We start from the raw sequence: 22,821 nt of genomic DNA, 5'->3' as shown, positions 1-22,821 counted from the left end.
TTGGTGCGGGCAATCACCCCGGCGAATGCAGCTACATTCACCATGGGGCCAAATGCCTTCAGTTAACAAAAGATAACGTAGCGCCGATTGTCAGACGATTCGAAAGCCCGATAGGATGGCCCCTGCTTCCTCCAGGCGCTCTAGATTGCAGGTTTCAAGGCCCCGGAAGGCGAGCGATAACAATAATAAATGGGAGAAAGGTCTATGAGTGAGCCTGTCATGGGTTGGGTTGTCTGCCGCCCACACGCCGCACGCAGGGTTGCGTTGCTGGCCACAGCGCTCTCGTTGCTGGTCGGTGGTGCGTTGTCCACGCCGGTGCTGGCCGCCAGCGATACCGCCGCCACGCCGGTGTTTGCGATTGAATCCCCCAAGGCCGCCAAAGGCCTGATGATCGACGTGGTCCACGCGGGCAAACGCCTGGTGGCGGTCGGTGATCGCGGGCACATCCTCTATTCCGACGACCAGGGCGGCACCTGGACCCAAGCCAAAGTCCCCACCCGGCAACTGCTCACGGCGGTGTTTTTTGTCGATGACAAACAAGGCTGGGCGGTCGGCCACGATGCGCAGATCCTGGCCAGCAGCGACGGCGGCGCCACCTGGACCCAGCAATACCAGGACCTCAAGCGCGAAGCACCTTTACTCGATGTGTGGTTCAACGACGCGAACCACGGCCTGGCCGTGGGTGCGTACGGTGCGCTGATCGAAACCACCGACGGCGGCAAAACCTGGAACGACGTCAGCGACCGCCTCGACAACGAAGACCAGTATCACCTCAACGCCATCGCCCACATCAAGGATGCCGGCCTGTTCATCGTCGGCGAGCAGGGCAGCATGTTCCGCTCCAGCGATGACGGCCAGACCTGGGAAAAACTCGAAGGCCCCTACGAGGGCTCGTTGTTCGGTGTAATCGGCACTGCCCAAGCGCAGACGCTGCTGGCCTATGGCTTGCGCGGCAACCTGTACCGCTCCACGGATTTCGGCAGTACCTGGGAGCCGGTCGAATTGAACGCGGCGCGGGGAGCGCTGGAGTTTGGTTTGTCGGGCGCGACCCTGCTGGATGACGGCTCCATCGTCGTGGTGGGCAACGGTGGCAGCGTGGTGGTCAGCCATGACGATGGCCTGACCTTCAGCGTGTTCAACCGTCCGGACCGCATTTCGCTGTCGTCCGTCACGGCGGCAGGCAACGGCAACTTGATTCTGGCGGGGCAGGGTGGCGTTCGCGTCGCCGCGCCCAACGGCGCCGAACTCGTAAAACAATAATAAGGGCGGGGAAAGAATGAGCAGTCATCACAACGATAAAGCAACCTTTCTTGAGCGCCTGATCTTCAACAACCGGCCAGCGGTGATCGTCATCTGCCTGCTGGTGAGTATTTTCCTGTTCTGGCAGGCGACGTTGATTCGCCCGTCCACCAGCTTCGAGAAGATGATCCCCCTCAAGCACCCCTTCATCGAAAAGATGATGGAACACCGCAACGACCTGGCCAACCTGGGCAATACGGTGCGCATATCGGTGGAGGCCAAGGACGGTGACATTTTTACCAAGGAGTACATGGAGACCCTGCGGCAGATCAACGACGAGGTGTTCTACATCTCTGGCGTCGACCGTTCGGGGCTCAAGTCGCTATGGAGCCCCAGCGTACGCTGGACCGAAGTGACCGAAGAGGGTTTTGCTGGCGGTGAAGTGATCCCGCAGAGCTACAACGGCTCGCCGGAAAGTCTCGATCAACTGCGCAACAACGTGCTCAAATCCGGCCAGGTCGGGCGCCTGGTGGCCAACGACTTCAAGTCGAGCATCGTCGACATTCCGCTGCTGGAGTCCTACCCGGACCCGCAGGACCAGGGCAAGTTGCTGGCCCTGGACTACCGCAAGTTCTCCCACGAACTGGAAGACAAGATCCGCGACAAGTTCGAAGCCCAGAACCCCAACGTCAAGATCCACATCGTCGGTTTCGCCAAGAAGGTCGGTGACCTGATCGACGGCCTGGTCATGGTGGTGATGTTCTTCGGCATCGCGTTCGTTATCACCCTGATCCTGCTGCTGTGGTTCACCAACTGCCTGCGCAGCACCGTTGCGGTGTTGAGCACCACGCTGGTGGCGGTGATCTGGCAATTGGGGTTGATGCACTTCTTCGGTTTCGGCCTTGATCCGTACTCGATGCTGGTGCCGTTCCTGATCTTCGCCATCGGGATCTCCCACGGCGTGCAGAAGATCAACGGCATCGCGCTGCAGTCCAGCGAGGCGGACAACGCCCTGACCGCCGCCCGGCGCACCTTCCGGCAACTGTTCCTGCCGGGGATGATCGCAATCCTGGCCGACGCGGTTGGCTTCATCACGCTGTTGATCATCGACATCGGTGTGATCCGCGAACTGGCGATTGGCGCGTCCATCGGCGTGGCGGTGATCGTGTTCACCAACCTGATCCTGCTGCCGGTGGCGATCTCCTATGTCGGCATCAGCAAGCGTGCCATCGCCAAGAGCAAGAAAGACGCGAATCGCGAACATTCGTTCTGGCGCCTGCTGTCGAATTTTGCCAACCCGAAAGTTGCGCCGATCTCCATCGCCCTGGCGCTTGTCGCCTTTGGTGGCGGCCTCTGGTACAGCCAGAGCCTGAAGATCGGCGACCTTGACCAGGGTGCGCCGGAGCTGCGCCCGGACTCGCGCTACAACAAGGACAACAACTTCATCATCAGCAACTACTCCACCAGTTCCGACGTGTTGGTGGTGATGGTCAAGACCAAGGCTGAAGGTTGCTCGCGTTATGAGGCCATGGCGCCTATCGACCAGTTGATGTGGAAGATGCAGAACACCGAGGGCGTGCAGTCGGCGATTTCGCTGGTGACCGTGTCCAAGCAGATGATCAAGGGCATGAACGAGGGCAACCTGAAATGGGAAACCCTGTCGCGCAACCCGGACGTGCTGAACAACTCCATCGCCCGTGCCGATGGCCTGTACAACAACAACTGCTCGCTGGCGCCGGTGCTGGTGTTCCTCAACGACCACAAGGCCGAGACACTCGACCGTGCGGTGCATGCGGTTCAGGACTTTGCCAAGGAGAACAACAAGGACGGCCTGGAATTCATCCTCGCCGCCGGTAATGCCGGGATCGAAGCGGCCACCAACGAAGTGATCAAGGAGTCGGAACTGACCATCCTGATCCTGGTGTACCTGTGCGTGGCGACCATGTGCATGATCACTTTCCGCTCCTGGGCCGCGACCCTGTGCATCGTGCTGCCGCTGGTGCTGACCTCGGTGCTGGGCAATGCGCTGATGGCGTTCATGGGCATCGGCGTCAAGGTCGCGACCTTGCCGGTGGTGGCCCTTGGCGTGGGGATTGGCGTGGACTACGGCATCTACATCTACAGCCGCCTGGAAAGCTTCCTGCGTGCCGGTTTGCCGTTGCAAGAAGCCTATTACCAGACCCTCAAATCCACCGGTAAAGCTGTACTGTTCACCGGCCTGTGCCTGGCAATCGGCGTGTGCACCTGGATCTTCTCGGCCATCAAGTTCCAGGCCGACATGGGCCTGATGCTGACCTTCATGCTGTTGTGGAACATGTTCGGTGCGTTGTGGCTGTTGCCGGCGCTGGCGCGGTTCCTGATCAAGCCGGAGAAGTTGGCGGGGCAGAAGGGCAACTCGTTGTTTGCGCACTGAGTCGTCGCGTTTGAAAAAGCCGCACAGGGTGCGGCTTTTTTGCGGGTTACAGTTTCAGGAACAGTTTCTTATCCAGTGGGTCGCCAATTTTCGCACGGATAAAATCCCCCGCCCCGGCAGGGCCTAGCTGGTCGACCAGGTCGCTTTGGGTCAGGTAGCGCTGGGACGGTATCTTCAGGTGGGCCGCCGTGTAAGCATCACGTGGCGATTCGGGTTGCGGGTAGTGGAAGTGCGCGTACCACAGCACCTCAAGAGTGCCTTTTTTCCTGACCGCGTACTCGGTAAAAACGTCACCGCTTGCGGTGGGTATGTCGCGACGCACCAGGTTGATATCGACGAAGCCGTTGCGCCAGAGGAAGTCAACATTCTCCGGCGTGGGCTTCACTACGAAATAGCCATCCGCCGCATACTGCCGCGCTTTACGTTGTAACTCATCCGCCTCGCTTCTCCAGCGGGCCACGACTGCAGCGGTTTCCGGGCGCATTCCCTGGTGGGTCTCAGCTTGTTGGGCCAGTTCTCGCAACGTGTCGGCCTGAGGTTGGAGCATGTCGTGCCAGTCCAATGGATCAACGGTGTCTCGAGTTTTGGCATCTTTGAGTTTGTTTTTCTGAAACTCGATCGAAGCTTCGTTCTTCGCAGCTTCCGCCATCACTGCGGCGGCTTCCTTTTTGTAGGTCGCCAGTGATTTTTGCGGACGAGGACGCGGGGGCTCGGACGGCTGGCCTTCCTTCATCTCAACCCATGCCCGTTCGCCGACATGTTCGCTGTAACTGGTGAGGGTTTCGCCTGTTTGTGGGTCTTTCACATCAACGATGTTGAACGGCGCGCTGCCGGGCTCACGTAGCGTGCCTATCAATGTCTGTTTGTCACGGGTTTTGAATACCCGCTGGTTCTTTGCTTTGGGCGTGCGATTCTTGTACGTGGGTTGGGTGGGCGTCAGTTGCAGTTCTTCCCGGATGACATCGGTCAGATCACTTTCGGCAGCGGCGATGAATTCGTTCAGTCGTTGGTGGAACACATTCTGGTACTCGGGGCGGCACCGATCAGGGCTCGTCTCGGATAGGGCCGTGCTGTCGCGCAAGGTCTGTGTGTAGGTGTCGATGATGGTTTGCAATAACGCTTTGCGTTCATCGAGCGTATAACCGCTATATTCACGCAGGTCCATAAACGCCCGATTCACTGCGTCCAGCGACGTTTTGTGGAAGCGATTTGCGTAAAACTGAGCGCCTTCCTCTTTTATTGGGGCAAACCGATTGACGCTGAGTAACTTGAGGCTCTTCAAGGCTGTTAGCTTTTCCTCGAACACCTCCAGGCTTGGGCGCTGGCGATGGGTACTATCAAGGTACTGTTCGACTTGTTTGGCTGCGAAGGACGAGTCGCTGCGCCACTCTTCCTCTAGCGTCGCGAGGGCTTGCTTGGCCTGCCACAGGTTTTCACGGTTCTGATAAACCGCTTTCGTCCCTTCGATGATTTTTTGGTACGCCGCTTCGGAACCCGACCGAAGCTCTCGAACCAGCTCACTCATGGGTTCGCCACTGGGTGTGAATGCCTTGCTCTCAGCGAGCAGTCGTTGGTAGACGATAATCGAGTTGTTCAAAGCTCTGAACATGCCCTTGTAAAGGTTCGAACGTCGCTCCTTGTAGTCCTTGAGGTCATCGATGCCAGCGATTTTTCGGGGCCGGAGAATGTTGATGGCATTTTTGCCATGCATCAGGAGTTCAGCAAGGGTGGGTTCGAGCTGGGTGAGATGTTGGTCGACCTTGCTTTTGAGTGCCTCAGTGGTACGCAGTTGTTCCGCATACTGAGCGTCAAAACGTCCGTTTGATCCTTCTGTTTGGGTGAGCTTCCATATCTGTTTGAGTCTCTTTCTGGCGTCTTCGTACCCAATCAGGTCCTCGCTGAGCTTGTTCACTACGGTGACATAGGTTGTCGTGGCTTCTCCCAACTTGGTAGCGTGTTGTTTGAATTCGGCAGCTTTCAGCTCCGTAGCCCTGCGGTTCTCATCCATCGCACGTGCGATCGCACCTTTGGGCATGCCGCCCCTGAGTTTGGGGCCGAGGTCGAAATCCCAGCGGCCAGCATTATCCTGCTTCAAGGGCGGCCCTGTACGCGCCTTGTCCTGCTGATCAATCACGAACACGCCGTCCAGGTCCCGCGCCACGCGAAACCATTGGTTGCCGATGTGCGCATGCAGTTTGTCATCAATGCGGTACAGGCCTTTGAGGCCCCCTTCAGCGATCGGTGTGCCTGGCTCGGCAGGGGCGGGCACGCTGAATGTCTGCAAGTGCGCCCATTGGGCAGGGCTCAGGTCTCGCGGGCTGGAAAAGGCAAAGTCAAATGCCCGCCGGCTGTCGATGAATCCGCGGGCGGACACCGGGTCATTCTCTTCGACCAATATTTGCGAGGGAGGGCTGACGGCGTCGGTGCGACGTAGCGCAATCTCGACGTCCTTGCGTTGCGCAAAGAGCACGTCGCCTACGGGGCGTGCAGGCTTGGTCCTGGCGGCGGTGTGGCTCAACACAGTGCCGACGTTGACCAGCAGGTCGACCATGATGGCTGCCGGGTCGCGGGGGGTCGGCTCACTGGCTTCCTTGATGTCGTTCTCGATGCTGGCCAGTTGCAGCAGCCAACCCACCATCGCGCCAGGACCGCGCAAAACCGGCAGTAGCGTATTGAACAGCAGCCAACCCAACTCTTTGTAGGACGCCCAACGACTCTGGGCGTCGGAGGTGGATTGGCTATCGGCCAGCGTGACCAGGCTGTGAGCGTTGGCATTGAACAGATGGTTCATCAGGTCGCCGTCCTGTAAATCGCGGTGCAGTTGCTGTGCCGCCGGATAACCGTCGATCGCCAAGGTGGTGGGCGCGGGTTGGCTCGGGGCGTCGAATTCATTGAACACGCCGTAACGCGCGATGTTGGGCGTCTTGAACCCGCCGTTACCGTAGACTGCGCGGGTCTTTTCGTCCGGTAACCAGGCCAGGATGCTCTGTTGCAGTGGGCCGGGCTTCTGGATCGCGGCCAGCAGCGCATCCCTGCTGGGAAACTCTTGCAAGCTCGGGGAAAGTTGCGGGCCGTACAGGATGTGCGGGCCCTTCGCGGGGTCCACGGGTTCGATCAGGAACAGGTTGGCGGCCACATCCGGCGTGGCTCCCGGCTTGCGCAGGAACGCCAGGGGACGCACGGTGATTTCCTGGCCGTCGACCCGGCGCGCACCGGCGCCGGGCTGAACGATGGCTTCGACAAACTGGTAGCCTTTCGCGCTGATCCCCGCTTGCCCCTTGAGCTTGAGTTCCAGTGCCTGCATGACCAGCTGGATCGGTACTTGTTCGCAGAACAGCGCGGCACGTTCCCGGGCCTGGTCAGTGTCACTGAGCAGTTGCTGGTTGAGCAGGGCAGGATAGTGCTGGCCGATGTCGACCTTGCTGATCAGGTCCTTGAGCGCTTGCGCCATCTGGGGATCGCTCACCGGCTGCCCGCGCAAGCGAATGTCCATGGCCCCCTTGGGCAGGCCTGATAGATTCTCCAGCGCCATGTCCACCAGGCTCATCCTGATCGGTTCGATATAGCCGCTGCCCAGGTTGCCCACGGGGACTTTGAAAGTGATTTCCAGGTCGTTGGCGGTGTAGCCCTTGGGTGCCAATTCTGCGTCGAGTTGTTGTTCGGCGTAGGTGCGCAGGTCCGGAATGTCGGTGAGGAAGTTGCGGCCCTGGTTGCGTCGCACGCTGCTGGCCAGATCCAGGATATGGCGTTGGTAGGCAAAGCGGTCGGATTCGCTGGCCTTTGTCAGCCACTGGGGCAGGTTGCGCTTGAACTGCTCCAACCGCTCGGGCGGCAGCGGCGAGGTTGTGCTGAACCACGCGGCAGTATCGGTGGCTTGGGAAAACAATTGTTCAAGATCGGTCGCACTGCCCTGGGCCGGCAGCTTGATTGCGTTGAGGTTCTGCAGCTGACGGTCCAGGAGAATGGCAGCCTGGGTATCGAAAATATTGCCGTCGGGCTCCATGCGCGTCCAGCTCAAGTGATCGAATTGGAACTGCGTGCTGAGCTGACGTTCCCAGGCCAGGGCAAACTGCTCCAGGGAATCATAGGGTGTGACAACGCCCGCGCTCGTCACCAGTAGCACGACGGTATGGCCGTCGACCTCGTGGGTGATCAACAGGTCCGGGCTCAGCACGCTGGCGCTGGTCTGGGCGTGTTTCATGGTGGAGTCGAGGGTGAACACCTTGGCGGCGTTCGCGCCGTGGACACGGGTTCGTTCACTGGCTTCGGGGTAGCGTGTGACCTGATCCAGGGTTGCACGCTGGCGCTCATCCAGGCCCGGCTGCTTGAGGCCCTCGATGCGCAGGGTGTCGCAGAGGGTGTCGCTGAGCCAACGCCAGCGGCTGGCGGACGTATCTGCTCCCTGGCCCCAATATTGGCTCAGTGCCTGCGCGTAGGCGTCCTTCAGGCTGGATTTCAGGCTGCCGATGGCCAATTCGACGGTCTGCGTATCCAGGGGCGTTGCACGATTACCCGTGCTGTCGACGAAACTCAGCGTGCTGCCGGTGGTGGCGTTCACCCACTTGCACGGCTCCCCGAAACGGTCGCTGAAGTCCAGTTCGGTGCCGGATGCCAGATGTTCAAGCGCCAGGTCCACCAGTGGCCTGAGTTGGTACTTCAGCGGGTTGGATTGTGTCGCAATGGCCACCGAGGTCGTGGCACTGTCGAAATCCAGCGTGGGGTGTCGATGCCTGATCGCTTCATTGAGCAGGGCGGCCACCACCGAACGTACCGTTGGCCGTGTAGCGAATTGGTCAGCCACCACCTGGGCGGGTGAGACAAGTGTTGCCGGCGTGCCTGAGGTGAGCTGGGCGATGGCCCTCGACCCCAGGCTTGGGATGGGCGGGCGGGCACGTCTGGGTTTCGCTGCTGCGGTCGACGGCACCAGGGGCGCCGGTGGCGCGACGGAGGCACGGCTGTCGATGGCCGGCAGCGTGGGCGTCAATAGGGAGAGGGAGGGTTGATAGGCAGGTTGTACGGATGGCATAGAGGCACTTCCTTGGCGTCGGGTTGATGAACGCCAGGGAAAGTACAAGCTGGATGCAGCGAGGGTTTTGGAAAAGCGTTTTGAACTGTGTCGAAGCATCGCCGACACGCTAGCCAAACCTTGCCGTACCGCGCTTGCACGTGTGTTTCTGTGTATGAACAGACAGCGCCAACGGGCAGGCGACCGTCCGTTCGGCAGCCGTACCCGCGAGCGACCACGCTATTGCCCCATCATCTGCTCAATCGGCCTCGCTCACGCCTGACTCCCTTTGGGGGTGGGCGCTATCTTCAGGAACAGGTTGTCCAGCGGCGGGGAGATCAGCACGTAGACGATTTTCGTCACCGGTGCACTGTCGGGGTCCTTCACGCGGCTCAGGTAATCCTGCACATGGGCCTTGAGCAAGTCCTTCTGGGTGAGTTTGCGTTGCTCCGGCAACTTCAGATGAGCCCGGGTGTAATTCGCGGGTGGAGCGTCAGCGGCAGCATAGTGGAAGTGCGCGTACCACAGCACCACCGGTGGTTTTTGCGCCTTGTCGTACACCGCGTATTCAGTGAAGAAGTCTCCACTGAGGGTCGGGCGTTGCGGATCGGCCTGGCTCGTGAGGTTGATATCGATCTGCTGGTGGCCCCAGAGGTAGGCGACGCTTTCCATTGTCGGCCACTGGCGTTTGTAGGCGTCGCTGCAGATACGTTGTGCCCAGCGACTGATGTCCTTGGCCTGTGGCAGGCATTCATCGATCAGATTCTGAGCGGTGGGTGCGTGGAGATGGTCGCGCTTTATTTCGTTGGCGAGTTCCGTCAGTTTGTTGGCTTGTGTATTGAGCAACTTATCCCATTCGCCGGGGTTGGCGTCCTGGCGGGTGAGGGGGGAGTCCAGCTTCGTCTGGTCCGCCGCGACCAGTTGTTCCAAGTCCTGGCGTTGTTCTATCAAGGCCAGGGCTTCACTTTTGAGGGCCGCGAGTGAGCGAGCCTGTGGAGCCGGCGCGGGGCTGGCTTCCTCGTCGACGGGGGCCCAACCGTCCGTGTGTTTGTTATACGAAGCCAGGGTCTTACCCAGCAACGTGTCGGTGATGGTGATGTGTTCCTGGGCGTTTTGCGCGTCGGCGGGCTTGAGTTCGCCGATCAGGTATTCCTTTTTACGGGTCTTGAACACGCGCTTTGCCGCAGGCTTGGCGCGCAGGGTTTTGGATAACGGCAGTTCGACCTTGAGGTCTTCCTGCTCTCTAACCACCGATTCCAGTTCGTTTTGCGCCAACACCTTGGCGTATTCAAGGCCTTTGAGCACACGCTCGGCTTCCGGGCCTAAAGCGTCGGGCTTGAGCGTCTTGAGGGCCTGGAGGGCGAACTCGGCATGCTGGTATTTGTCGAGGACGGTCTCGTAGACATTGCGTTGCTCGTCCAGTGGGTACTCGGTGCTGCTACGTACCTCGAGGTGGGATTTCAGGCTTATGTCCAGCCCGGACACTTGATAACGGGCCTTGTAATACCACTGCAACGCAGAGAGTTGTGAATGCATCTTGAAGCGTAACTGGCTCAGGCCGGTCAGCAGTTCCAAAGCACTTAGCTTCAGGTTGTCGGAGAAAAACAATTCAACCACTGGAATGCTTGCCAGCAGTTCTTGACGTACTGCACGCGCGGCCCCCGACTCTTGCCCAAGGTGCTGGAGGGTGGCTTCCATTGTGGCGGCATGCACGGCCATGTGTTCGAGGTAATCGATGTAACCCGTGACCATCCGGATGTTTTCGTCGACGAGGGTCAAGTCTCCCGCCACGATTCGCGGCTGCATCCGGTTGTTCCATGCCTCCAGTGGTTCGCCTGCTTCGGTAGCGGTATGGAATCCCAACGCTTCCAATTGCATCTTGTGGAGGAACATCTGTTGATTCCAGAGCTCTTTCAGGAGGGTCGATGCATTGATCAGGGGGAGGTTGGCAATTGCGGCTGCCTCCAGTTGACGGGTCAAGGCGGCTAGCTCCAAGCGCACGGGCAAGGCTTGGGACAGTTGAGTTTCGAGGTGCTCAAGCAGTATTTGAAACTGATTGCGCAGGCGCTTGTATTCCAGGACTTCAGTCTGTTGGCGTATTTCCAGGCCCGGGCGTTGCGTATCGGAAGCTTTCAGCAGCAGATCCTGAACGATTTGCAGGGTCTTGAGTTGTTTCTCCAGGCTCTTGAGGGCAGGTGGCAACTGGGCGCCTGCTTGATCGATCGGCGCCGTGAGGAACTGCGCTTCCTGAACGAGCTGGAGCGTGCGCGCCTGCAACCTTTCGTTCTCAAGCTGCTTTTCATTGCGCAGCTCTTGCACTCGCTTGCGTCCACCCCCCAGCAGCTTGAGCCCCCGGTCCAGCGTCCAATGGCCGAGGCCGTCAGTTTTCAGCTGGATGCCCGGGTGTTCCGGCTTCAGGGGATGAATGATGAATACCTCGCCAAACCCCGGCACGATGCTGACCCTGAATAACAGGCCGCCCACCGAGGCATGCCATTGGCCGTTGATCGAGTACAAACCGCGATACATCCCAATAGCGACCGGGTCGGGCATGGAAGTGGGCCAGGGCACGTTGACGGCCAGCAGCTTCTGCAAAAGCCTGGCCGATGCGCCGTCGCCCGCCAATGAGCGGTCAAAGTCCAGCAAGGTGCGACCACCACCGGGCGGCTCGGCAGGCAGCCCGACAGTGCCCCGTTCAACCACAGCCGATCGGCCAATTGATTGGCCAGGCAAGCGTTGTTTGAACGGCGCGGGAGTTGTGGCTCGTTCATCGCGCAGAGGCGTTTCACGGGGCGCGCTGAGCGACCCATGATGCAACAGCAGCATGCCGACATTGAGCAGCAGATCAACCCACGCCAGTTCCCTGGCGGTCGGGTCGTCACTCTCCAGTGCGGGCAGGTCTTTCACAAGGCTTTGTGTGGCCTGTATCAGCCAGCCTATCGCTGCCAACGGGCCCCGCACAACCAGTAACAGTGTGTTGAACCCCAGTTGCAGGCCTTCCAGAATCAGCGCCCATCGGCTTTCGCTGTTGGATGTCGATGCCTGTTCAGCCTGATCGAGCAGTTGTCGGGTTTCACTGCCGAACAGGTATTCCATGAGGCTGCCAGTGTTGAGTGCCTGAAGCACTTCGTCGTTGCATTCGTCGTCGGCGCGGGTGAGCTCTGCGGGCTTGGGCACGCTGGGCAGGCTGTCGAACTCCGAACCGATACCTACGCGTACATAGTGAGGCTGGGTGAAACCACCGTGGCTGTAGATGGCTCTGGCATTGTCCGTCATCCAGGTCAGCACGCTGTCCTGCAGGGCACCGGGTTGCACGATGGCCGCCAGCAACTGGGCGCGGTTGGCGTATTCCAACAATGCGTCGGGATAGGCCGGACGATACAGCAGGTGAGGTCCCGATTGGGTGTCGCGGGGTTCAATGATGAACATGTTGCGCACGACATCGGCTGTGGCGCCGGGCTTGCGCACAAAGCCCAATGGGCGGATGACAATTTCGTCGCCATCCACCCGACGTTCCAGCGGGTCAGGGTTGACCAGTGCATTGACGCAGCGAAAGCCACGCTGCGTCAGTCCTGCCTGGCCATTGATCAAGCTCTCCAGCGCCTGGGTCTTCAGGTGAATGGGCCGTAATTGCTCGAACAGTTGCTGGCGTTTACGCGCGGCTTGGGTATTACCCATCAACTCTCGGCGCAGGTAAGCGGGGTAGTTTTTGCCGATATCAACACGCTGGACCAGTTGAAGGAGGTAGTCGGGCGTTAACCACGCTTCGATCTTACGGCCAGTGCGGTCGCGCAAGGTCATACGGCCTTTGGGGCGGCCGGACAGGTTTTTCAGCGCCAGGTCGACCAGGCTCAGGACGACCGGTTCAATGTAGCCTCCTTCGATGATGCCCACCGGCACATGAAAGGTCAGTTCCAGATCGTCGGCCTGGTAGCCGGCGGACAACGCCTCAAGGGTGCAGGCACGCTGTCCGCCCTGGGCAACGGCGCGGTCCATGCACAGCTGTTGGTTCAAATGCGCGGTGGCATAGCTGTGCAGCGTTTCCAGGCTATCGAAGTCTGAGTCGCCGAGGACCTGGCGCTTGATGTTGGCGTGTTCCAGCAGGTTTTGGCGGTAGGCCATCCGGTTGGCCGCGCTGGCGTCTTGCAGAGGGGCTGGCAGGGCAGTCTGGATGGAGGCCAGAGTTGCCAACGGTGTGGCGCTGGATTGGGCCAGCCACTGCGCGGGATCGGTGGTTAGCGCAAACAGCTCTTCCAGCGCTTGCACGGTCGTGCGGGCCGGGAGTTGGAGGGCGGCGAGATCGTCCAGTTGCTGGTTCAGGATAAGCGCGGCCTGTACCTCAAAGATATTCCCGTCCGGCTCATACTGCTGCCAGGTGATGTGGTCGGCAGTGAAACGCTGTTGCACGTGCTTGCCCCACGCCTGGCCGAAGGTGTCCAGGTCGGGATAGGGCTCAACCTCGCCGGATAACCGATACAACAACACCTGCTCTGCGCAAACCACCAGGATTTCGGTGGCCTGGAAGGTGAACCGCTTGCCCGAGCGCTGCAAGTGGGTTTCCAGGGTGTAGGCGTGGACCGCGTTCGCGGGGGCGGGGCCGAGCGTACGGGTTGCCCGGTCGGGATAGCGGTTCAGGGCGCTGAGGATTTCCAGGTGTTGCGCAGTGACGTTCGTCTGGCGCGTGGCGACGTCGAGCAACACGCCCTGCAGCACATCGGCCAGCCACTTCCAGCGGCTGCCCCCTGCGTCGCTGTCCTGTCCCCAATACGCGGCCAGCGCTTCTTGAAAACCGATGAACAGCACGTGTGGCAGCTCTCGGATTAGGGCTTCGATAACCCGCAGGTCGAAGTCGCGACGATCTCCGTTGACCTGATAGCTGAGCCGAGTGCCGGTTGCATCGCTCAGGTAGCAATCCAGGTTCTGGCGTGCCGTCAATTCGGGAAAACTGCCGTCGGCGATATGGTTCAGCGCGATGTCCAGCAAAGGTAGCAGGGCTCGGCCACCCCCTTCGCGGGGTACGGCCAGCCGAAGGTCGGTGACGGGCAGCGTCAGGGGCGGGTACTTTTCCACCAAGTGGGTGCCCAGCATTTGCGCGGTGACGGAGCGCAACGTCGGGCGCCCGTGGAACTGCGCTTCAACCGCTTGTCGTGTGGGGTTTGCCGTTGGGGTATTGGGCTGTGCAGGCATGGGAATTCCTTTACGTCGGATAAGAATGCGTCCTTGCAAGGTAATGTCCGGCGTTGCCGGCATGCGGTAGCCCGCTATGGTTTTAGGCCCACGCGGCAAACTGGCCTATGATTAGCGCTTTGAACCTGATGAAAGACTGTGATGACTGAGAATTTGCCTGCCGTCCTTGAAACCAGCGACATGCTTGAAATCGATGGGCTGCATGCCTTCGATTTCCAACTCGATAAAGAAAAATTGCTGATCACCGCCATGGACGGCCGTGCAGAGAAACGCTGGCGTTTCAGCCTGGAACAGGTAAGCGCCGCGACGTTCGATGACACCTTGCAAAGCTGGACCCTTACCGGTGATTCGGGCGAGCACCGCCTGATCTGCATGAGCGCCTTCACCGGCAACAATAATGACGAGGATGAAGCGGATGATGATGCGTAAATTCTGGCCGCTGCTGATGGCCGGCAGCGTGGGTGCGATGTCGGTGCAAGCCGCGCCGGCCGAGACCTATGAACTGTTGGTGGGCAGCTACACCGCCGGCAGCAGCGAAGGCATCTATCGCCTGCAATTTGACAGCCGCACTGGCCAATTCAGCGGCAAGCCGGTGCTCGCGGCCAAAGCGGCCAACCCGTCCTGGCTGACGATCTCCAAGGACCAGCAGCACCTGTTCGTGGTCAACGAGAACGGTCCCGGGCAGAAAGACCCGGTCGGGCGCGTAAGCAGCTACAGCATCGATCCGCGGACTCACCAGCTAACCCTGGTCAACCAGGTGCAGAGCCTGGGCAACGAGCCGACCCATTCCAGCGTGGCCGCCGATGGGCGCTACCTGTTCGTCGCCAACTATTCGGTGGTGGAAGACCCGGGTGGCAGCCTGGCGGTGTTGCCAGTCGACGCCACGGGCAAGCTGTCGGCCCCGGTGCAACTGAGCGGGCACCCGGCCAGTCGCGTAAACCCTGAGCGCCAGGCGTCCAACCACGTGCATTCGGTGGTGTCGTCGCCGGATGGCAAGTATGTGTTTGTGCAGGACCTGGGGGCGGACAAGGTATTTGCCTATCGCTACGACCCCAAGGCCAACCATGAATTGCCATTGACCCCTGCCAACCCGGCCTCGGTGCAACTGCCGCCCGGCAGCGGCCCGCGCCACCTGTTGTTCAGCGCCGATGGCAAGCACGCCTGGTTGACCACCGAGATGAGCGCACAGATCGCGGTGTTCGACTACAAGGACGGCCAGTTGACCCAGACCCAACTGGTGGACTTCGCCGCTGGCCAACCGGTGTCCGACAAGGCCGGTGCCGCGTTGCACGCCTCCAGTGACGGCAAATTCCTCTACGTGAGCAACCGTGGCACGGCCAACCAGTTGCTGGTGTTCAGCATCGACCCGGCCACCGCGCACCTAAAGGAGTTGCAACGTCGCTCGGTGGACGGTGACCACCCGCGCGAATTCAGCCTGGACCCCAGCGGTCGGTTCCTGCTGATCGCCAATCAGAAAAGCAACGAAATCGTCGTGGTCGAACGCGACCCAAAAACCGGCCTGCTGGGTAAAACCGTGCAGAAATTGTCGATCGATGCCCCTAGCGACCTCAAGTTCCTGGTGCGTCAATAAGCCACAGGCCCCGCCGCGCGGGGCCTGACCCTTTCTATTAATTCTGTTAATAGCGGCTACTGTTTCAAAGCATTTCTAAGGTTCAGCCCTCGGGCGTAAGTTTGGTTCCAAGGCCTTCCCCGGCCACTCAACCAAACGAACACAAGGGTTACCGACATGAATCTGAACCTCTTCTCCATCATCGCCGCTTCCGCTGTTTCCGCCACTGTTGCCCTGCCTGCCGCGGCCAGCGTGGAAGTCACCGGCAAAAAATCCAGCACCAGCGCCTACACCCAGAAATACCTGCAACAGAGCGCCAATTTCTATGCTGCACTGGATCACAAGACCCAGCACTAAGCGGTAGATCACTGAGATCAAATGTGGGAGGGGGCTTGCCCCCGATAGCAGTGGGTCAGCTACAGATTAGCTGACTGATCCACCGTCATCGGGGGCAAGCCCCCTCCCACATTTGATTGTGCCGGCTTCAGGGTTTTGCCATCACGGCGATAAATAGCGGTGAAGTAAGGACGCGCTGAAGCCAGGCTTGTAACCGTTGATACGGCGTCCCGGCGAACCACTCCCGATCCACATGGGCAAACTGCCGCACAAACGGCGCCAGGGCCATGTCCGCCAGGCTCGGATGCTCTGCCAGCAAGTAGGCGCGTTCCGCCAGCAAGCCTTCCAGCTTCTGCAAGAACACCTCGCCCTCCGCCCGATAATGTTCCATCGGGTGTTCCGGATAGCGGTCGGCGTACTTGTATCGATCCAGGTGATACTTGAAGCCCTGGTCGTTCTCGGCAATCAGCGCCAAAACCGCTGGGTCACCCTGCAGCCGCCAATCATCCGGATCGTGCTGGGCCAGGGCCCATTGCATGATCTCCAGGCTCTCTTCAATCACCTGTCCGTCAACGCTCAGTACCGGCACCGTGCCCTTGGGCGACAGCGCCAGCATCTCGGCCGGCTTGGCCTTCAGGCTCACCTCGATGATCCGCACGGGCACGCCTGAATAACGCAAGGCCAGGCGTGCCCGCATCGCATACGGGCAACGCCGGAACGAATACAGCAGCGCCTCGCTCACTTGACCTCCAAGGTGCTCAAGCCATTGCCCTGGCGCTTGACCTGGATCTGTACGGGGATGCGCTCGTGCATTTCCTGCACGTGGGAAATCACCGCCACCTTGCGCCCCTGGGCCTGCAAACCGTCCAGCGCGTCCATCGCCAGTTGCAGCGATTCCGGGTCCAGGCTGCCGAAGCCTTCATCGATAAACAGCGACTCGATCTTCAATGTGCTGGAGGCCATCGACGCCAGGCCCAAGGCCAACGCCAACGACACCAGGAAGGTTTCGCCGCCGGACAACGAGTGCACCGAGCGCAGTTCGTCGCCCATTTCCGTGTCCATCACCAGCAGCCCCAACATGCTGCCGCCGCGCTTGAGGCGGTAACGGCGTACCAGTTGGCGCAGTTGCACGTTGGCGTGGTGCACCAGCAGGTCGAGATTGTAGGCCTGGGCGATCTTGCGGAAGGTGTCGCCGGTGGCCGAGCCGATCAGTGCGTTCAGGCGCGCCCAGCGTTGCCATTCGTCATACGCCTTGGCGATCTGTTCGGCAAAGGCCTGGTTGGCGTCCTGGCGACGCTGGTCTTCGGACTGGCGCGCGCGCAGTTCGGCGCAGTGTTTCTCGGCTTCGGCCAGCTGTTGGTTGAGCGTGGCCAGGGCGGTGTCCAACTCATCGGCTGCGAGGTTGCCATTGTGTTGGGCCTGGTGCTCGGCAAGGCGTTGCTCGCGTTCCCGCAGCAGGACCCGCGCTTGTTCGACGGCTTTTTCACTGTGCTGTAACTGCTGGCGCAAGTGGCTGACCTGGGCGTCGTCGTAGGCCAGCAAACGGTCGAGGCCGGCGTCGTCGAGTTCCGGGTGCAGGACGCGCCAGTCGTGCAGGCGCGTGTCGAGGCTGTGCTGTTCGGCCTGCAATGCCTGCTCGCGTTCCTGCTGGGCCTTGAGGTCGGCGGCCAGTTGGATCAGGGCGTTGTGGATCTCTTGCAGTTGTTGGTTGCCGTCGGTTTCGCTCTGGCGCGACTGGGTAACGGCGTGATCCAGCTGTTGCTGCCACTGCTCGGCGCTGGTGTGCTCACCGAGCAACGCGCTGAGTTTTTCCTGGGTCGCTCGCTGTTGGGCCTCCAGCTCGGTGACCTGCTGGAGCAGGGCGTCGAGTTGTTGCTGGCGATGCTGCTGGTGGGTCTGTTCCTTCTCGATCGCCTGTTGACGTTCCTGTTGCTCGGCCAATTCGTCGCGCTGGTGGCCCAGCTGTTCCAGGCGCTGGCTGACCTGCTGGTCCAGCTGCATGAAGGTGGCGGCCGGCTCGGCGCGCAGACCTGCCAGGGTGTCTGCGGGCAGCAGGTTGGCGAAGGCACTCAGTTCCTGCTCAAGGCGTTCGCGGTCACTGGCCAACTCGCGTTGCTGGTCGACCAGTAATTGGCGGGCCTGCTGGCTTGCCTCCTGGGCGGCTTGCAGTTGTTGCTGCAGGCGCCCGGCGTTTTGTTGCAGGTTGAGCAGGGCGCCTTGGCGCTGTTCGTCCTGGCTGATGCTTTGGGTCAGTTGGCTCAGTTGCTGCTCAAGCCAGGCGCTGCGTTTGGCGGCTTCTTGGTTGAGCAACGATGCGGTCAGCGGGTGTGCATCCAGGCTCGGTTTCAGCGCTTGTTGTTGCGTCGCCAGGTGTTCCTGCTGTTGCAGGTATTCCTTTTGCTGGGCGATCAAACCGCCCACTTCGCCACGCAACTCGGTGAGTTTCTCCTTGAGGGTGTCCACCGCTTTCTGCGCGCTGGCTTCCTCGTTTTCATCATGACGACCGAGGCTTTGCAGCAGGGCTTCGGGCTGGTGGTACGGGTGTTCGTGACTGCCGCACACCGGGCAGGGCTGGTCGTCCTGCAACTGCTCGCGCAATTCCTCGACGCTGGCACTGCGGGCCAGGCGCTGGCGTTCCAGCAGTTGTTTGGTCACGTTCAGCGTCTGTTCCGCGACGGTCAGCTCGGCTTTGGTTTGCAGGCCGGTCTGGTTCAACTGTTCGCGTTGCTGTTGGGCGGCGGTGAGCTTTTGCGTCAGCGTGGCGGCTTGCTGGTCCAGCTGTTGCTGGTTGTCCCACAGGCGCGTCAGGTCTTCGAAGGCACGTTGCTGTTTGCGATTGTCTTGCAGCAGGCTGGCCAGCAATTGGATCTGTTCGGCCACGGCGTGAGGCTCGGCACCAGCCTCCTGATACAGCAGGTCCAGGGCTTCGCGTTGCTGGGTGAACTGTTCGGCGGCACGGGTTGCACGTTGCTCCAATTGCGGCAGTTCGGCCTGGCCTTTATTCAGGCGGTTACCGATCAGCATCAGTTGTTGCAGACGGTCGCGGTAGGCGGTCCACGCATCACTCAAGGGCGCGAGGGCGGCACTGCGCTCAAGCTCGGTGGCCAGGCGTTGCAGGCGCTCTGCGACTTCGCTCTGTTTTTCCAGCAGGCCGGTGAGCCGGGCCTGGCCTTCGGTGCAGGCGCTTGCGTGCTGCTGTTTGTCCTCGGTGCGCTTGGCCAGCTCTTTGGTCAAGTGCGCGAGGGTGCTTTGTTCGTCGAACGCCTGGCGCAGCAAAGGCGCGGCATCCGCCTGGTTGTTCAGCGCTTCAGCCAAGGCGGTTTGCGCGTTGGTTTGTTGCTGCCGGGCCTGTTCCTGGCGGGTGTGTAGTTCGTCTTGTTGCCGGGTATGCGACTGAATCTGCGCCGCCAACGGGGCCAGCTGTGTGCCGAGTTCCGCCTGGCGCACGAACAGATGACGCTGCGGCGCCAACTGTTCCAGGCGGCTCAGGTCCTGGCGCTGCGCGTCCTGGTTATTCCATTCGGCCTGCGCCAGCTGAAGCTGCTCGGTGGCGGCGAGTTGGCGTTCCTGCCATTCGCGCAATTCCTTGAGCCAGGTGTGCTGAAGCTCCAGCTGCTTGAGTTGGGCTTGATGGACCTTGAGTTGCTGCTGCGCGGCATCGAATTGTTGATCCAGTTCGGCACGGGCTTCAGCGGCCAGGGGCACCACGCCGGTGGCCTGGTCCTGCAACTGCTTGTGCGCGTCCCGGGCCTCTTTGGCCTTGTCGAAGGCGCGCCGGCCCAGTTGGGTGTACAGCGCGGTGTCGGTGAGCTTTTCCAGCAGTTCGCTGCGCTCGTTGTCGTTGGCCTTGAGGAACGCGCTGAACTCGCTTTGCGCCAGCAACACGGCGCGGGTGAACTGTTCGAAGTTAAGGCCCAGCGCCAACTCCAACTGGGTCTTGTATTCGGTTTTCTGGCTGGCCAGCAGTTGGTCGCTGTCCAGGTCGATCAGGGTCTGGCGGCTGTTCTGCAACTTGCCGCTGGCCTTGTCGCGGGCGCGATTGGCTTCCCAGCGCGCGCGGTAACGGCGGCCACTGACGCCGACAAAATCCACCTCGGCATAACCGCCACCGGTGCCGCGTCGCAACAACGTGCGCGGGTCACCGATGGAGATATCGCTGTCGGCATCCGGCATCTTCGCCTGGCCGGTATCACCCAGGCGCGGCACGGCGCCAAACAGTGCCAGGCACAAGGCATCGAGCAAGGTGCTTTTACCGGCGCCGGTCGGCCCGGTGATCGCGAACAACCCGGCGCTGGCCAGGGGCTCGGCGGTGAAGTCGATCTCGAACGGGCCGGCCAGGGAAGCGAGGTTTTTCAGGCGGATGGCAAGGATCTTCATGGCTGTTCCTCCTCTTGCTGCACTTCCTGGAGCAACACGGCGAAGTCCTTCAAGGTCTGTTCATCTACCTCGCTGCCGTAGCTGTCCTGCCAGGCGCGGCTGAACAATTCCTGAGGCGTGAGCTGGTCGAGTTCGATCAGGCGGTCGTCGCCTTCGTCCTCACGGGGGCCCTTGCCAGCGTACTCGGCAGCGATGCGCACCAGGCGCACAGCCTTGCCTTGCAGCGCGGCTTCGATTTGCTGACGCAGGTCGGGCTGCGGTTCGTCGAGCAGGACGCGCACTTCGAGCCAGGGGTGGCGTTGGGTTTCAGCCAGCAGGTCGATGTCCGGCAACTCGGCCAGGGCCTTGAGGATATCCGCCAGGGGCGCGGCTTCCAGACGTTGCAGGTCGACCGAACGCGGGATCAGGATGGGTTCGACGCTCACCAGGCATTGGCCCTGGAACACCACATCGAGGATCTGGTGCTTGTAGCCGATTTCGGAAAACGACAGTGGGATCGGGGAGCCACTGTAGCGAATACGTTCTTCGCCATTGACCTTTTGCGGCTTGTGCAAATGGCCGAGGGCAACATAGCCGACACTTTTATCGAACAGGCTGGCCGGCAGCGCCTCGGCATTGCCGATGATCAGGCTGCGCTCGGAGTCTTCCGACACCGAACCACCGGCCATGTGCGCATGGCTGATGGCAATCAGCGCCTGGCCTTTTTTGCGCTTGGCATTGGCCGCGGCGATCAGCCATTCATGCACCTGGCCGATACCGCGCAGGTAGTCGTCACCCAGGTGCGCGCCGGTGACTTCCGCCGGGCGCAAAAAGGGCAGCGCCAGGCACCACGCGGCAACCTTGCCTTTGGCGTCGGGCAGCGGGATTAGCAGGCGTTCGGCGTCGAGCTGGCCATCGTCCAGCCACAGCACGCGGCCGAGGGCGTGGGTGTGCAGGCGGCGCATCAGTGGCGCGGGCAGTTCAATGCGCGAGCCGGAATCGTGGTTGCCGGCGATCATCACGATGGTCAGCTTGGGGTTTTGTTCGTGGGCGCTGATGATGAAGTCATACAGCCGCTCCTGGGCCTTGAGCGGCGGGTTGACGGTGTCGAAGATATCGCCGGCGATAAGCAGAGCATCCGGCTGATGGGTCTTGAGTTGGCCCAGCAGCCACTCGAGGAAACAGGCGTGTTCGAAGTCGCGTTCCTGGCCGTGGAGGTTTTGGCCCAGGTGCCAGTCGGAGGTGTGAAACAGACGCAAGGCGAACTCCGTGGAATAGATGAAAAGGAGGGGAGTTTACCTGTAATGCGACCCTGCTGCCCCCAGGCGATGCAGATTCAATGTGGGAGGGGGCTTGCTCCGGGTGGCGGTGGGTCAGGCAGTGCATTTCTATCTGACACACCGCATTCGCGAGTAAACCGCCCCGTGCCAAGGGTTAGAATATTTATCTGAAAAAAACGCAAAGTAAAATGCTATTAAATGCCGATCTTATAAGTGGGAGGCAGGATTAGGACGCGCCTTACTTGTTCCTACACTAAAAAATGACAGGCCTTTCCTTCCAGAATTTAGGAAGCGGCTGGCTTACTTTGATAAATAATTCATGCAGTCTGGCAAGCGTGGAGTGGTCAATTGACGCGCTCCTTGCGTGATGCGCTTTTGTGTTTTCTTAATACTGATGGAGACTATTATGAAAAGCCTTATTGCATTGCCGCTTGCTGGATTGATGCTTGTTTCATTCCAGGCATCTGCGTTGTGTTTGAATATTGCTGATAGTTATACCGGGATAATGCAGCCCAATGATGAGATTACGGTATATGGTCCATTTAAAATAACCGGAGCCAATGGCTGTTCTGCCGCGAATATCGATGCAACGGTTTCAGCGGGAGGAGCGGGAAGTGCTCCGGCGATTTTTATTGAGCGTGAAGTAGGCTCATCCTGGAGCAGAGTGTCATTCAGTATCGGCACTAACGCGTCTTACGTGGGGCCATTCGGTACCTATCGTGTAAGGCTGAAAAACGAAACCAGCGCGTCTAAATCCTATTCAGGTACGGTGAGATACGGACGCTAGATGAGCAGGCGGCGCGTCAGGTTGAACCTGGCGCGCCTTGACTCATAAATCAAATTCAAGCGTACTCATTTATCGATAAATCATTATTAGCGGACTTGACAAAATACGCCAATGCACCAACAGCTTGATTTGCGCTGACCATCCCTTGCAAGTGATCCATGGCACCGTCTTGCATTGCAACCATTGGTTCACTTTTGAAAAAAGCCCGCGTATCTTCCAGTTTCTCGTTGAATAGGGCAATGGCATTAAATTTTACGTGGGTGTTTGTTTGGCGACCATTGGCATCTGATGCACCATCACCCGAAATGAACATCCCAAAAGCGCGTTGGCTGATCATTCCGTCATCGTAGAGCCTTCTACCGACTTTCTTAAGCTCATCCGTACTGATTGACGTCATATCATAATCTTTCAAAAACTCCTTAAGCTGACTGATCTTCTCCTGATCGCCAAGCTTCAATGTATCCGCCGCCTCGGAGGCTTCAGTAATGGTGAAGGCATTCGTGACTTGCTGCGGGTTTTTGATGGTGTAAGCGTCTGTCTGCTTACTTAATGGCGGATAGGAAACATTCAACGTAATGGCCATTTTAAAAACTCCATTAATCGAAAGCTACATCGCTTTATCGGCCACGCCTGTCCTATCTTAAGTAG

12 protein-coding genes are annotated in these 22,821 nt (G+C 60.0%); 6 read left to right on the top strand and 6 right to left on the bottom strand.

What is annotated here, in order from left to right:
- Positions 1-219: 219 nt before the first annotated feature.
- The gene (locus BLR69_RS07690) at positions 220-1,260 is read left to right on the top strand and encodes a WD40/YVTN/BNR-like repeat-containing protein (RefSeq protein ID WP_172832152.1); all 1,041 of its coding nucleotides are present in this window, start codon (positions 220-222) and stop codon (positions 1,258-1,260) included.
- A 16-nt stretch (positions 1,261-1,276) separates the two neighbouring features.
- Positions 1,277-3,652: an efflux RND transporter permease subunit gene (locus BLR69_RS07685; RefSeq protein WP_071493134.1), complete on the top strand. Its 2,376-nt coding sequence runs from the start codon at positions 1,277-1,279 to the stop codon at positions 3,650-3,652.
- Positions 3,653-3,698: 46 nt separating this feature from the next.
- Here the strand turns inward: BLR69_RS07685 and BLR69_RS07680 are convergent, their stop codons facing one another.
- Both BLR69_RS07680 and BLR69_RS07675 read right to left on the bottom strand, forming a co-directional pair.
- The gene (locus BLR69_RS07680; protein ID WP_232000962.1) at positions 3,699-8,678 is read right to left on the bottom strand and encodes a dermonecrotic toxin domain-containing protein; all 4,980 of its coding nucleotides are present in this window, start codon (positions 8,676-8,678) and stop codon (positions 3,699-3,701) included.
- Positions 8,679-8,930: 252 nt separating this feature from the next.
- Positions 8,931-13,844: a dermonecrotic toxin domain-containing protein gene (locus tag BLR69_RS07675; RefSeq protein ID WP_071493135.1), complete on the bottom strand. Its 4,914-nt coding sequence runs from the start codon at positions 13,842-13,844 to the stop codon at positions 8,931-8,933.
- Between the two features lie 141 nt (positions 13,845-13,985).
- Here BLR69_RS07675 and BLR69_RS07670 point away from each other — a divergent pair, with 141 nt between their 5' ends.
- The 3 genes from BLR69_RS07670 to BLR69_RS07660 all read left to right on the top strand — a co-directional run bounded on the left by BLR69_RS07670 (position 13,986) and on the right by BLR69_RS07660 (position 15,771).
- Complete coding sequence (locus BLR69_RS07670; protein WP_071493136.1) at positions 13,986-14,273, top strand: DUF5629 family protein; 288 nt, start codon at positions 13,986-13,988, stop codon at positions 14,271-14,273.
- Positions 14,260-15,435, top strand: coding sequence for a lactonase family protein (locus BLR69_RS07665; protein ID WP_071493137.1), 1,176 nt, complete (start codon positions 14,260-14,262; stop codon positions 15,433-15,435). The genes BLR69_RS07670 and BLR69_RS07665 overlap by 14 nt, the downstream gene beginning before the upstream one ends.
- Positions 15,436-15,591: 156 nt before the next feature.
- A complete protein-coding gene (locus tag BLR69_RS07660) occupies positions 15,592-15,771 on the top strand; it encodes a hypothetical protein (RefSeq protein WP_058424118.1) in 180 nt (59 codons plus the stop codon).
- Positions 15,772-15,898: 127 nt separating this feature from the next.
- On the opposite strand, the gene BLR69_RS07655 is transcribed toward BLR69_RS07660, so the two are convergent.
- Genes BLR69_RS07655 through BLR69_RS07645 form a run of 3 tightly spaced genes read right to left on the bottom strand, consistent with a single transcriptional unit; the run spans position 15,899 to position 21,365 of the window.
- Positions 15,899-16,492, bottom strand: a complete 594-nt coding sequence (locus BLR69_RS07655) for a glutathione S-transferase (RefSeq protein WP_071493138.1) — start codon at positions 16,490-16,492, stop codon at positions 15,899-15,901.
- Positions 16,489-20,127 carry an AAA family ATPase gene (locus tag BLR69_RS07650; protein ID WP_071493139.1) on the bottom strand — a complete coding sequence of 1,213 codons (3,639 nt, stop codon included), beginning with the start codon at positions 20,125-20,127 and terminating at the stop codon, positions 16,489-16,491. The genes BLR69_RS07655 and BLR69_RS07650 overlap by 4 nt, the downstream gene beginning before the upstream one ends.
- Complete coding sequence (locus tag BLR69_RS07645) at positions 20,124-21,365, bottom strand: exonuclease SbcCD subunit D C-terminal domain-containing protein (RefSeq protein WP_071487955.1); 1,242 nt, start codon at positions 21,363-21,365, stop codon at positions 20,124-20,126. The genes BLR69_RS07650 and BLR69_RS07645 overlap by 4 nt, the downstream gene beginning before the upstream one ends.
- 427 nt (positions 21,366-21,792) lie before the next feature.
- Between BLR69_RS07645 and BLR69_RS30710 the strand changes: the two genes are divergently transcribed.
- Complete coding sequence (locus BLR69_RS30710) at positions 21,793-22,173, top strand: hypothetical protein (protein WP_134434904.1); 381 nt, start codon at positions 21,793-21,795, stop codon at positions 22,171-22,173.
- 55 nt (positions 22,174-22,228) lie between these two features.
- On the opposite strand, the gene BLR69_RS07640 is transcribed toward BLR69_RS30710, so the two are convergent.
- Positions 22,229-22,756: a hypothetical protein gene (locus tag BLR69_RS07640; protein ID WP_071493140.1), complete on the bottom strand. Its 528-nt coding sequence runs from the start codon at positions 22,754-22,756 to the stop codon at positions 22,229-22,231.
- Positions 22,757-22,821 lie beyond the last annotated feature (65 nt).

This window comes from Pseudomonas azotoformans (genome assembly GCF_900103345.1).
Classification (GTDB): Bacteria; Pseudomonadota; Gammaproteobacteria; order Pseudomonadales; family Pseudomonadaceae; genus Aquipseudomonas; species Aquipseudomonas azotoformans.
Note: the sequence above shows the minus strand (reverse complement) of the source record. Positions and strands in the feature narration are given on the sequence as shown.

Coding starts and splice junctions, on each gene's coding strand:
- BLR69_RS07690 (WP_172832152.1), top strand. CDS start 220: ATGGGTTGGGTTGTCTGCCGCCCACACGCCGCACGCAGGGTTGCGTTG.
- BLR69_RS07685 (WP_071493134.1), top strand. CDS start 1,277: ATGAGCAGTCATCACAACGATAAAGCAACCTTTCTTGAGCGCCTGATC.
- BLR69_RS07680 (WP_232000962.1), bottom strand. CDS start 8,678: ATGCCATCCGTACAACCTGCCTATCAACCCTCCCTCTCCCTATTGACG.
- BLR69_RS07675 (WP_071493135.1), bottom strand. CDS start 13,844: ATGCCTGCACAGCCCAATACCCCAACGGCAAACCCCACACGACAAGCG.
- BLR69_RS07670 (WP_071493136.1), top strand. CDS start 13,986: ATGACTGAGAATTTGCCTGCCGTCCTTGAAACCAGCGACATGCTTGAA.
- BLR69_RS07665 (WP_071493137.1), top strand. CDS start 14,260: ATGATGATGCGTAAATTCTGGCCGCTGCTGATGGCCGGCAGCGTGGGT.
- BLR69_RS07660 (WP_058424118.1), top strand. CDS start 15,592: ATGAATCTGAACCTCTTCTCCATCATCGCCGCTTCCGCTGTTTCCGCC.
- BLR69_RS07650 (WP_071493139.1), bottom strand. CDS start 20,127: ATGAAGATCCTTGCCATCCGCCTGAAAAACCTCGCTTCCCTGGCCGGC.
- BLR69_RS30710 (WP_134434904.1), top strand. CDS start 21,793: ATGAAAAGCCTTATTGCATTGCCGCTTGCTGGATTGATGCTTGTTTCA.
- BLR69_RS07640 (WP_071493140.1), bottom strand. CDS start 22,756: ATGGCCATTACGTTGAATGTTTCCTATCCGCCATTAAGTAAGCAGACA.